The following is an 11,891-nucleotide window of genomic DNA, read 5'->3' as shown; positions in this document are numbered from 1 at the left end:
AAAATCTGTTTAAAGGTTTTCATCTCCTCTTTTTAATATTCGAGATGATTGTTCCAATAGCGACTCCAAAGCACAGGGAATCGCATCTGTAAACCATCCTCATCATCTTCATCCCAATCAAGATCCAAATCTTGCTCATCGTACCACATTGGATCAAACTGGTCATATTTATCATAATAGTAGTCGTTATCTAAACCTGTTTTTTCTTCATAAGCTTCACACGCTACAGAAAGTAATTCTTCTAATTGAGGAGCATAGCCTTCTGCTTCTAGTGGTTTAAATACAGAAATCATCGTCTCAGGAGATTCAATTGCTTTATAATATATGTCTTTCCCTTGATATAAAAGCCACGCTCTAAAATAATCAAAACAATCATCTGAACAACCGCCCATTACAATATAAGCTGCTGCCCACAATGAAGAAGTATAGGAGTGATCAAAATGCTGATTTAATAGCTGATCAAAGCGGAAAATGTCCTTTTCAGAACGCTTTGCTAGCGTGGAGCGGAGCCATTCCATTTGCTCGTCGACATCTAATTTTGTCTTCGCCTTTTTTATCAGTTCCCAAAAGAGAGCCTCTGACATCGTGCTGTCTTTCATTACGTGCATCGAACAAGTTAAAGGCTTATATCCTTTCTTCAATTTTGCACGAATCAGCTTTTCAGCTTCCGCTTCACAAGCTTCTGCGGAAGCAAACTCTTTTACTTGCATGCGGCCAGCTGTATCAACTTTTCCAAAGTGAATCACTAACTTGCGGTCTCTTCTTTCAACTTTCCAAAATTTATTCGATTGCTCATCTTTATACACTAAGGTTATTTGCATGATACATTCCCCTTTTTCATCCCACTACTATTATGAATATTTCTCTTTTTACAAGTTATGTAGAGCCATGGCGCTTCATAATCCCTTTTCTTTCCTTTTTTAACATGTTCCAGTTGATTTTAATTCTTTCTAAAGTTTGTTAAAAGCTGAAGTGCTATTTTTTGATCATGCTCCGCTCCTCATTTAAATTTAATGCTACTGATACAGTTCAAATAGCGAGAAATCAAACATGATTTACGCAATATTTCAGCCTCTTATTTTTGTTGCATTTACAACATTTTATTTTTCCTTTATACTCTTTTTATATTAGATATCTTTATTATACAAAAAAGAATCATAAATTCGCAGCAAAGGAAGGATTTTCGATGAAAATTAAGCATGTTACAACAAAAGAGCAGCTTGAAGACGTATTTCATATACGTAAAACAGTGTTTGTTGAAGAACAAGGAGTGCCGTTAGAAGATGAATTTGATGAACATGAAGAAACGGCAAAACATATGTTGATTTATTATAACAACGAACCAGCTGCTTCTGGAAGATTCCGCATAGTAGACGGTTTCGCCAAAATAGAGCGGATATGTGTATTAAAAGAATTTAGAAAATATGGACTTGGAAAAGAAGTGGTGACCAGCTTAGAAGAAGCAGCGAAAAAGGAAGGCTTAACTCAAGCAATGCTTCACGGTCAAGTTCAAGCTGAATCATTTTATCATAAATTAGGGTATAAGACTGTTTCTGATGTATTTATGGAAGACGGTATTCCACACATTATAATGAAAAAAGAATTTACGTTTTAAAAATCTTCTTGTACACAGTTACTTCAGTAAAGAAAAAGGCTCTCAGTAGAGAGCCTTTTTTGTACTATCAGATTTTCATAATTCCGCCTGTGCTTGCAGAAGTTACAAGTTTAGAATATCTTGCAAGATAGCCTTTTTTCACTTTTGGCTCAAAGCCTTTCCAGTTTGCTTTTCGTTCTTCCCAAACATCTGGAGAAACTTGAACATTCATCGAACGATCTTCAATGTCAATCACGATGTGGTCGCCATCTTCTACAAATGCTAGCGGGCCGCCTTCAGCAGCTTCTGGAGATGCGTGACCAATTGATAATCCACGAGAAGCGCCAGAGAAGCGTCCGTCCGTTAATAGAGCTACTTTTGCACCTAGTCCCATTCCCATGATTTGAGAAGTTGGAGCTAACATTTCAGGCATTCCCGGGCCGCCTTTTGGTCCTTCATAACGAATGACTACGACATGTCCTTCTTTTACTTTGCCGTTAGCAATACCGTGCAGCGCCTCGTCTTGAGACTCAAATACAATTGCTGGTCCTTCGTGACGAGTAATACCGTCTTGAACACCGCCCGTTTTAATAATCGCGCCATCTGGAGCTAAGTTACCAAATAATACAGCAAGTCCACCTTTTTCTGTGAACGGCTTATCGATTGGATGAATAACGTTATAATCCTTTACATCGCATCCTGCAATGTTTTCGCCTAGCGTTTTTCCAGTGACCGTCATCGTATCTAAATGAAGTGCACCTTCTTTTTTAGATAGCTCGTTTAAAGCAGCCGATACGCCTCCTGCTTCATGTAAGTCTTCAATAAATACATCCGAAGCCGGAGCGAGTTTTGCCAAGTGAGGAACGCGTTCTGCGACTTCATTGATACGCTCTAACGGGTAATCAATTTCAGCTTCATTCGCAAGAGCCAGCGTGTGAAGGACTGTATTTGTAGAACCACCTAACGCCATGTCTAAAGCAAATGCGTTGTCGATTGCTTTTTCTGTTACAATATCACGTGGTTTTAAATCTAATTTAATTAATTCCATAAGCTGTTTAGCTGATTTTTTAACAAATTCCTTACGTTCAGGAGCCACTGCTAAGATTGTACCATTTCCAGGTAAAGCAAGTCCTAACGCTTCAGCTAAGCAGTTCATCGAGTTTGCTGTAAACATTCCTGAACAAGATCCGCATGTCGGACAGCCGAATTGTTCTAATTCAAGCAATCCTTTATCATCAAGTTTACCTGCTTGATGAGCTCCTACGCCTTCAAATACTGAAGAAAGAGAAATCTTACGACCGTCACTCGTTACGCCAGCCTTCATTGGTCCGCCGCTAACAAAAACTGTCGGAATATTCAGACGTAATGAAGCCATTAACATCCCAGGCGTAATTTTATCACAATTTGGAATACATACCATTCCATCAAACCAGTGAGCAGATACTACCGTTTCAACTGAGTCAGCAATGATTTCACGACTTGGTAATGAATAACGCATACCGATATGTCCCATCGCAATACCATCATCTACACCGATAGTGTTCATTTCAAAAGGTACGCCACCAGCTTCGCGAATCGCATCTTTTACGATTTTACCAAACTCTTGTAAGTGAACATGACCTGGTACAATATCAATATATGAATTGACAACCGCAATAAACGGTTTGCCGAAATCCTCTTCTTTTACACCAGCTGCACGCAGTAGGCTGCGGTGCGGTGCTCTGTCGAATCCTTTTTTGATCATGTTACTTCTTAATTCTGCCACAATAATTCCCTCCGTATTCATCTAACCTATTAAAAACTAAATCTTTTTAAATTGTTTAATAATTTTTAATATAAATACTAATTTAACAAATCACATAAAGGTTTGTAAAGGTTTATGACAAAATAATCATTTTTTATTTCAAAATAGTAAAATTCCCTACATAAATTAGTATAATATATACATATATCCCTTATTTTACAGGAAATCCAAAGGTGGATGTGGAGAATGAAACAATCCTTTTACTACAGAGGTCATCAGGAAAAAGAAATATTTGCACAAAAATGGAAAATTGAAAATAAATCTGCAAAAGGCGTTGTCCAAATAGCGCATGGGATGGCCGAACATATTGGACGCTATGAATACTTTGCTGATGTATTAACTCAAAATGGATATATTGTCTATGGGAATGATCACCGCGGTCACGGTCAAACAGCTTTAAAAGATGAAGAAAAACGTTTTTTTTCTGAAGAAAATGGTTTTGACACCGTGGTTTTCGATATGATTACTTTAACTAAACGCATTGTAACGGAAAATCCTAACCTCCCAGTTTTTCTATTTGGTCACAGCATGGGGTCTTTTCTAACGAGAAGATATATTCAATTAAATACAGAGCATATTCATGGTGTGGTGCTCTCAGGTACTGGCAGCATTCCTTCCCTTTCACTGCAGGGTGGCATAATAGCTGCAAAAATAGAGAAAAAAAGAAAAGGCTTACGATCTGCTAGTCCATTGCTTGATAAACTTTCTTTTGGACAGTACAACAAATCATTTCATCCTGCTCGAACCCCTTTTGATTGGTTAAGTCAGGATAATAAAGCTGTAGATTTATATGTAAATGACCCTTATTGCGGAGGGGTTTTCACAGCAGGATTTTTCTATGACTTATTAACAGGAATCAAACAAATCTCTAATTTAGCTCATATAAAGTTAGTACCATCAAATCTGCCTATTTACTTAGTGTCTGGAGAACATGATCCAGTAGGCAACTATACAAAAGGCGTACTAAAAGTATATAACGACTTTAAAAAAGCAGGATTGCAGGATGTAAGCTACCGTTTTTTTACACAGTGCCGTCATGAATTGCTTAATGAATTAAATAAAGATGAAGTGATAGAAGATATACTAAATTGGCTTAACGTGCAAATAGACAAAAAAACAGTTCGTGTTTAGACACGAACCGTTTTTTATTAAGCAAATACAGATGTTAATACAGGTACTACTTGTTTTTTACGTGATACAACGCCTTCTAAGACAGCTGTATTGTTTTCAAGCGTTACGTTGTATGCTTCTTCTACTTTTGAAGCAGCAGAACCTAATGCTAATGCAGTAGAGTTGCTGTTTAAAATGTCTGTAACAACTAAAAGGAATAGTTGTAATCCTTTTTCTTCGATTGTTTTAGTAATTGCTTCTTCTAATTCAACTTTGCGTACTAAAACGTCATTTACGTCGATTGCATTCACTTGCGCAATTTCAACTTTGCTTGTGCCCATGCTGAATTCTTTAGCATCTAATGAAATTAATTGTAAAGCTGTTTTATCGCCTAAGTCAGCTCCAGCTTTCAGCATTGCTAATCCGTACTCTTCTGCATCTACGCCTGCAATTTCCGCTAATTCTTTAGCAGCTGTAACGTCTTGATCTGTGCAAGTTGGTGATTTGAATAATAAAGAATCAGAAATGATAGCTGATAGCATAAGACCTGCGATGTTAGGTTGGATTTCTACGCCGTTTTCTTTATACATCTTGTTTAAGATTGTTGCCGTACATCCAACTGGCTCTGCACGATAGTATAAAGGATCTGCCGTTTCAAAGTTTGCAATACGGTGATGATCGATTACTTCAAGCACACGCACTTGATCAATATCGTTTGCACTTTGTTGGCGTTCGTTGTGATCTACTAAAATAACTTCATTCGTTTCTTTAGATACTTCATCAACAAAACGTGGTAATTCAGCGTTGAACTTTTCAAGAGCAAATTGCGTTTCACCGTTAATATCACCTAAGCGAACGGGTTCAGCGTCTACACCTAATTTATTTTTTAAATCAGCGTATGCAATTGCAGAACAGATTGTATCTGTGTCAGGATTTTTATGTCCAAAAATTAACGTTTTTGCCATCTTAAATCTCTCTCCTTCTTACGTATGTAAATAGCATTCTTGCGTAAATTTAGTTAATTCGTTCACGCAACATTGCCATTTTAACATAAACTTTTACATTATTTTAATTTTTTTTGCGAAAAATGATGTTCATCCGCAGATATTTTGCCATTTTGTATCTTTTTCATATGAAAAACACCTATATTTCCGATATAAATAGAGGGTTTTCTACGTTCATTATATAAAAGTCATCGATAAAACACAACCCGTCTATCCATCACTTGATAGATAACTTAAACGCCGTATCTTGCCAATTTTGATAAAGAAAAAGTAAGGAAGCAATAACCATTATTAAAGAGAATATGTATTATTTTGTCCTTATTTATATAAAATAACCAAAAAAGCCCCCTTGTTAATGGACGTGTAAAGTTTCGTATAAATCTTGTAATTGCTCAGGGTATTGAGATCTTACATAATAGCCCGTAGGACGGTGCTCAATTAAATGAGAAGCAAACAAATAGCCAATGAGCATGTGTATTTGTTCATCTGAGGTTTCTTTGTTTAATTCTCTTTCTAGTCGTTCAGCTAAGCGTGAAGCCAGCTGTTTGATTTTTTCATCATGTGATAAAAAAAGCATTTTGTTCTCCCCCTTATAACGAATAAATAAAGCTGTGAATTTCAATAAAGACAAAGTGTTGCTTTTATAAGGATAATTATATTTATTTTACAATAAAAGTATATAAATAGGCCGAAATATTCAAAATATAGTTTGTTTCTTTTGGACTATTTGGTAACGAACAAAAAAGAAGCGGTGGTTGCCCCGCTTCTTTTACGTAAAAAAATATTTGATTATCGAAATTTATTCTACTTCCACTGCCCAGCCGAAAGGGTCTTCTACTGTACCATTTTGAATACCTGTTAGAGTGTCATACAGTTTTTGTGATACTTCTCCTGTATTTCCACCGTTGATTACCATTTTCTCGTTATTCCAAAATAGTTCGCCAATTGGAGAAATAACTGCAGCTGTCCCTGTTCCAAATGCCTCTTCTAGTTTGCCTTCGGAATAGGCTTGCTTAATTTCTTCCATAGAAATACGACGCTCAGTTACAGGCATATTCCAGTGTTTTAGCAACTCAATGATGGATTTACGCGTAATTCCTTCCAAAATACTTCCGTTCACAGATGGCGTTACCACTTCTCCATTGATTTTGAAGAAAATATTCATGCTTCCTACTTCTTCAATGTACTTACGTTCAACCCCGTCTAACCACAGCACTTGTGAATAGCCTTTTGAGTCAGAAAGCTGCTGAGCTTTTAAGCTTGAAGCATAGTTTCCACCTGTTTTAGCTGTCCCTGTCCCTCCTGCTACGGCACGAACAAATTCGCTTTCAACCGCAATTTTTACAGGAGCGATACCTTCTTTATAATAGGAACCAACTGGAGATAGAATAATGATAAATTGATAGCGGTCAGATGGCGCTACTCCTAAGTATGGCTCTGTTGCGATGACAAATGGGCGAATGTATAGTGATGTACCTTCAGCAGTAGGAATCCATTCGCGGTCAATTTTAATCAGCTGTTTTAACGCTTCTAGCGCTAAGTCTTCATCAACATGAGGAATACAAAGACGATCGTTTGATTTATTTAAACGTTTGAAGTTCTCATCTGGTCTAAATAATAATACTTGCTCTTTTTTTGTTACATATGCTTTTAGCCCTTCAAAAACAGACTGCCCGTAATGAAAGATCATAGATGCCGGATCTAATGTGATAGGTTGATAAGGCACAATACGAGCATCGTGCCATCCTTGGCCTTCTGTATAATCCATAATGAACATGTGGTCCGTGAAGATTTTCCCGAATTGCAATTGATCAGATTGCGGCTTTTCTTTTTTTGTTTGACTTAGTGTTACATCGATTGAATAAGTTGTCATAGTTGTTTCTCCTTGCTCTTTATATTTACGGGTTTTTCGCTTAAACCTCTATATAAGTTACATTGTACAACTTTAAGGAAGCGTGTCACAATAGTTAGAGACGAAAAATTCTAAAAATTTTATAAAAATTATAAAGAAATAGCACCTAATCAAATTAAGTGCTGAATTGAAAAGGTTTTCTTTCTAAAAAAACTATTTTTACATTTTATTTAAAACGTTTTATAGACCGATTTTTACTCGGAGCTTTTCATCTTGTATTGAAAATTGTTTGATTTTTCCTAGTGGAATGACCTTCACTTTATCAATTTCATTGAGATTGATATGAATTTGTTTTTCTTCATAAGTAGTAACAGGCGGTTTGTGAAAAATTCGATAGTTAATCCAATTTTGATTAAGAGGTTTCATTTCATGAATTTTGAATAAAAGCGTACGTTCTTTTGCTTCAAGAGGTTCTAGCACAATGGAAAACGGAATTCTCACGAGAAATTTTTTAATAATTCCATTCACGTGAATATAGGAGTCTTGAAACGAAATAGAAAATTGCTGAATTTGATCTTGCTTTGTCATTTGCTTTTGAAAAATCCGCATGAGCATAGAAGCGGATATAGGAACGGTTATACCGCTTTCAGCCATCTTTTCTTTCATTTTTGCCTGCACATCATCGCTAATCACATCGTTTAACTTTCTCTGTACCCAATCTTTCATGATGCACCTCCGCTATGAAGTTATTTTGCTGTTTCCTCTAACGCACGAATCGAAGCTGTTAAGTGATTTGATGCGTCGGAAAGGCGATCTTTTGTCAGTTTGCCTTCAGCAAGGTAGATAGGTTTTCCAAAGGAAATGACAATGGAATCCTTTGAAAATAGCTCTTTTAGATTTGTGGGTCCTTCGTAAACCGCGGGTACGATAGGAACCTTTGCCATACTTGCTATAGTGACTGCTCCTCTTTTCAGCGGCACGTCTTCCTCAGTCCGCGTGCCGCTGGGAAAAATTCCGACTATATGTCCTTGTTTTGCCAATTTAATAGGTGTTTTAATGCTGCTGGGTCCTGGATTGTTACGATCTACTGGGAATGCGTTAAGTTTTTTTAATACATTACTAGTGAGTATATGATTAAAAAGCTCCTTTTTTGCCATAAAATGAATTTGATGAGGCAAAACTGCTGTACCAAGCGCTACGACGTCTACCCATCCCTTATGCGAACAAGCGATAACAAAGCCTGTATCCGTTGGCAGATACTCTCTGTTCCTTACATGAAGCTTTCCCCTCCTTTTTAATAAAAATTTACATGTGTGAGCCGCAACATTATACATAAATGTTTCCTCTTCTCTCTATTATTTGAAAATATATACAAAAATTATATCACTTACTATTAAGAGTTGGTACTAAAAAAGAATGTAACATCTTTTTCCACAATAGCTTCACTGCTTCTCTCTACATTGTATAAAATCAGATATTTCCCCTTCTGTTTTTAGTCAACTTAACTAATGACATCCCTTAAAAAACATTTTACTATTAATGTATCATTTTAAATGTAATATTTATTAACATTACATGTAATATAATTAAAGGAGGTTTTTAGGTGAATAACCAAAATCGACCGTTTCGACTAGCTTCATTGGGATTACAGCACGTACTTGCTATGTATGCGGGCGCCATTCTCGTTCCGTTGATGGTGGGACGCGCATTGAATTTGAATGCGCATGACTTAGCCTATCTCGTGGCCATTGATTTATTGACATGCGGGCTAGCTACGCTGTTGCAGGCATGGACAAACAGGTGGCTTGGGATTGGGCTTCCTGTTGTACTTGGAAGCTCATTTGTAGCGGTGACTCCTATGATTGCAATTGGGACTCAATATGGAGTTAGCGCTGTTTACGGAGCGATTATTGCTGGTGGTATTTTCATCGTACTGGCAGCAAGTTTTTTAGGCAAGATTATTAAATTTTTTCCTCCAGTTGTCACAGGAACGGTTGTTACGATGATTGGTTTATCGCTTGTACCATCCGCTGTCCGAAATATGGCAGGAGGAGTGGGAAGTAAAGATTTTGGTTCTCTTTCTAATCTTCTTCTTTCTTTTGGTGTTCTAGCGCTTATTTTAATTTTAAATCGATTTTCCAGCGGTTTTCTTCGTTCTCTTTCTGTGTTGATTGGAATTGTAGCTGGAACAATAGCCGCTGTGTTAATGGGGAAAGTTGATTTCACTAATTTTAATGAAGCTTCTTGGTTTCACATTCCCATTCCTTTTTATTTTGGGATGCCCACTTTTGAAATCGGGCCCATTTTAACGATGATTCTCGTATGCTTGGTCATTATTATTGAGTCTACAGGCGTATTTTTAGCGTTAGGAAAGCTGTGTGATCGAGAATTAACTGAAAAAGATTTTACAAAAGGCTACCGTGCCGAAGGAATCGCCATTGTTCTTGGAGGGCTATTTAATGCTTTCCCTTACAATACATTCGCTCAGAATGTAGGACTGGTTCAATTATCGAAAGTAAAAACAAGAAATGTAGTGGTAGTAGCCGGCTTCATTCTCGTATTACTGGGGCTTGTTCCTAAAATTGCTGCTTTTACAACCATTATTCCCACTCCTGTTTTAGGAGGAGCGATGGTCGTGTTGTTTGGTTTAGTTATTTCATCAGGCATCAAAATGCTAAGCGCTGTTGATTTGGCCAAACAAGAAAATTTGCTGATTATTGCGTGCTCTCTTTCACTCGGCCTTGGCGTAACGGTGGTACCTGATTTATTCTCTCAGCTCCCAAATACTTTGCGCGTGATTGTAAGCGATGGAGTTATTACCGGAAGTTTAGCTGCAATTTTATTAAATCTCTTTTTTAACGCATCGGTTGAACGAAAAGTACCTTCTGTCTCTCTTGATAAGACAGACTATTCAGAAATAAAATAAAGGTGGTTTAGTATGAACAATGTATCTATACAGTATGTAAATCAGCTTAGCAAGCAGCATTTTGTCTCATTAGTTGGTGGTATATTTGAACATTCACCTTGGGTTGCAGAAGAGGCTTATTCTAAGCGCCCTTTCTCCTCCGTTGAACAACTTCATGGAATGATGAAAGAAATTGTAGCGCAAGCATCTGTAGAAAAACAGCTTAAGTTGTTGCAGGCTCATCCAAATCTAGGTGCAAATATCGCTATGACATCTGCTTCTACTGAAGAACAAACCAAAGCAGGATTACAAAATTTAACACGAGATGAGTATGAACAGGTTTCTTCTCTTAATCAAACGTATATGGAAAAGTTTCCTTTCCCTTTTATTTTGGCAGTACGAGGTAAACAAAAAGAAGATATCTACGAGGCAATGCAAAGCCGGTTACTAAATACCGAACAAACGGAGTTTGATACAGCGTTAGAAGAAGTATATAAAATTGCTTTCTTTCGTTTAACCGATAAAATTATTGAAGATAAGGAGACAGAGAAACAAGCATGACTAAAATTACAACGCATATTTTAGACCTTACTCACGGATGTCCGGCTGCTTTTGTCACAGTTGATTTCTATCATATCCAGTCAGAAAGTAAACGAATAAAGATTTCGCATGGTACTACAAATGAAGACGGGAGGTTAGCAAACCCTCTCTTCTCTTCTGAAGCGTTTGAGTCGGGAGAGTATGAACTTCTGTTTCATATTGGGGAGTATTATAAAAAACAAGAAGTTCAAACAACAAATCCGCCCTTTTTAAATCAAGTTTCTGTTCGAGTCGGATTGTCTTCTGAACAAGAACATTATCACGTCCCTTTGCTTGTGTCACCGTGGGGATACCAAATTTACAGAGGAAGTTAAAAAAGAAACGGCGTCTTTAAACGTCGTTTCTTTTTTAGTTCAGCAATTTAGACATATAGTACTCATCAATGAACAAACCGCCAATTCGAAGTGAATGTTTTTTCGTTCCTTCAATTTCAAAACCTACTTTATCATATAAAGAAAGAGCCTTCTCATGCTGTACAGCAACTGTGAGCTCAAGACGGTGAATATGGTGTTCTCTTGCCCATTCTTCAAGAGCAGCGAATAGAGACGTACCAATCCCTTGATTTTGAAACGTTTTTCGAATACCTAATATCAGAGCAGCGATGTGAGCGTTTCGGTTAGCTTCACCTCCTGTTGCAGCTATATATCCCACAAGCATCTCGTTTTCTTCCGCTACAATAATAGTAGAGTTTGGCTGTTGCTTAAAGATTTCGATGTTTTTCTCCTGCTGATCTGTGCTCAGTTTTCGCTCTCCGCTTTCAAACAGCATAAACTTACTTTCTTCTTCAATCTGTTTAAGTAAATCTACAAAGTTTGCAGCATCATGTAATTCTAGTTCTCTAATTTGCATGCTGATCCCCCTTTTTCTGTGTCCCTTTTGTTTATATATGTATTGGTTCACCTTTATAAAATATGGCTTTACAGTTTCTTACGAAAAATACGACTTTTTAAGAAACGGAAGTAGAACAAAAAACCTACTAATCTCCCTTTTTTGAAATGCTTTTTTCCTCTGTATAATTTTAA

13 protein-coding genes are annotated in these 11,891 nt (G+C 37.0%); 5 read left to right on the top strand and 8 right to left on the bottom strand.

Going from position 1 to position 11,891, the window contains the following annotated elements; translation table 11 throughout:
- Window positions 1–32: 32 nt before the first annotated feature.
- A complete protein-coding gene (locus tag M3225_RS11540) occupies window positions 33–821 on the bottom strand; it encodes a DUF4240 domain-containing protein (protein ID WP_251393504.1) in 789 nt (262 codons plus the stop codon).
- A gap of 365 nt (window positions 822–1,186) precedes the next feature.
- On the opposite strand from M3225_RS11540, the gene M3225_RS11535 reads away from it, so the two are divergent.
- Window positions 1,187–1,615: a GNAT family N-acetyltransferase gene (locus M3225_RS11535; RefSeq protein ID WP_251393502.1), complete on the top strand. Its 429-nt coding sequence runs from the start codon at window positions 1,187–1,189 to the stop codon at window positions 1,613–1,615.
- Between the two features lie 67 nt (window positions 1,616–1,682).
- Here M3225_RS11535 and ilvD read toward each other — a convergent pair whose 3' ends face one another.
- On the bottom strand, window positions 1,683–3,359 hold the full coding sequence (ilvD, locus tag M3225_RS11530) for a dihydroxy-acid dehydratase (RefSeq protein WP_216141546.1): 1,677 nt from the start codon (window positions 3,357–3,359) through the stop codon (window positions 1,683–1,685).
- Between the two features lie 225 nt (window positions 3,360–3,584).
- Between ilvD and M3225_RS11525 the strand changes: the two genes are divergently transcribed.
- The gene (locus M3225_RS11525; RefSeq protein ID WP_251393500.1) at window positions 3,585–4,529 is read left to right on the top strand and encodes an alpha/beta hydrolase; all 945 of its coding nucleotides are present in this window, start codon (window positions 3,585–3,587) and stop codon (window positions 4,527–4,529) included.
- A 17-nt stretch (window positions 4,530–4,546) separates the two neighbouring features.
- On the opposite strand, the gene M3225_RS11520 is transcribed toward M3225_RS11525, so the two are convergent.
- The 5 genes from M3225_RS11520 to M3225_RS11500 form a co-directional block, all read right to left on the bottom strand.
- Window positions 4,547–5,473, bottom strand: coding sequence for a manganese-dependent inorganic pyrophosphatase (locus M3225_RS11520; RefSeq protein WP_251393479.1), 927 nt, complete (start codon window positions 5,471–5,473; stop codon window positions 4,547–4,549).
- A gap of 391 nt (window positions 5,474–5,864) precedes the next feature.
- Window positions 5,865–6,089: a hypothetical protein gene (locus M3225_RS11515; RefSeq protein ID WP_251393460.1), complete on the bottom strand. Its 225-nt coding sequence runs from the start codon at window positions 6,087–6,089 to the stop codon at window positions 5,865–5,867.
- A gap of 222 nt (window positions 6,090–6,311) precedes the next feature.
- On the bottom strand, window positions 6,312–7,385 hold the full coding sequence (locus M3225_RS11510; protein WP_251393451.1) for a branched-chain amino acid aminotransferase: 1,074 nt from the start codon (window positions 7,383–7,385) through the stop codon (window positions 6,312–6,314).
- A gap of 219 nt (window positions 7,386–7,604) precedes the next feature.
- A complete protein-coding gene (locus M3225_RS11505) occupies window positions 7,605–8,090 on the bottom strand; it encodes a hypothetical protein (protein ID WP_251393423.1) in 486 nt (161 codons plus the stop codon).
- A gap of 20 nt (window positions 8,091–8,110) precedes the next feature.
- A complete protein-coding gene (locus M3225_RS11500; RefSeq protein WP_251393422.1) occupies window positions 8,111–8,698 on the bottom strand; it encodes a lysophospholipid acyltransferase family protein in 588 nt (195 codons plus the stop codon).
- Between the two features lie 269 nt (window positions 8,699–8,967).
- Here M3225_RS11500 and M3225_RS11495 point away from each other — a divergent pair, with 269 nt between their 5' ends.
- The 3 genes from M3225_RS11495 to uraH are packed head-to-tail and all read left to right on the top strand — an operon-like array spanning window position 8,968 to window position 11,183.
- Complete coding sequence (locus M3225_RS11495) at window positions 8,968–10,290, top strand: nucleobase:cation symporter-2 family protein (RefSeq protein ID WP_308215734.1); 1,323 nt, start codon at window positions 8,968–8,970, stop codon at window positions 10,288–10,290.
- A gap of 12 nt (window positions 10,291–10,302) precedes the next feature.
- Window positions 10,303–10,830, top strand: a complete 528-nt coding sequence (gene uraD, locus M3225_RS11490; RefSeq protein ID WP_251393411.1) for a 2-oxo-4-hydroxy-4-carboxy-5-ureidoimidazoline decarboxylase — start codon at window positions 10,303–10,305, stop codon at window positions 10,828–10,830.
- On the top strand, window positions 10,827–11,183 hold the full coding sequence (gene uraH, locus M3225_RS11485; protein ID WP_251393395.1) for a hydroxyisourate hydrolase: 357 nt from the start codon (window positions 10,827–10,829) through the stop codon (window positions 11,181–11,183). Before uraD ends, uraH begins: the two co-directional genes overlap by 4 nt.
- A gap of 34 nt (window positions 11,184–11,217) precedes the next feature.
- Here uraH and M3225_RS11480 read toward each other — a convergent pair whose 3' ends face one another.
- Window positions 11,218–11,718 (bottom strand): GNAT family N-acetyltransferase, encoded by a 501-nt coding sequence (locus M3225_RS11480; protein WP_251393386.1) that lies wholly within the window; start codon window positions 11,716–11,718, stop codon window positions 11,218–11,220.
- Window positions 11,719–11,891: the final 173 nt, after the last annotated feature.

It is taken from the genome of Priestia aryabhattai (assembly GCF_023715685.1).
In the GTDB taxonomy this organism is placed as follows: Bacteria; Bacillota; Bacilli; order Bacillales; family Bacillaceae_H; genus Priestia; species Priestia aryabhattai_B.
Note: the sequence above shows the minus strand (reverse complement) of the source record. Positions and strands in the feature narration are given on the sequence as shown.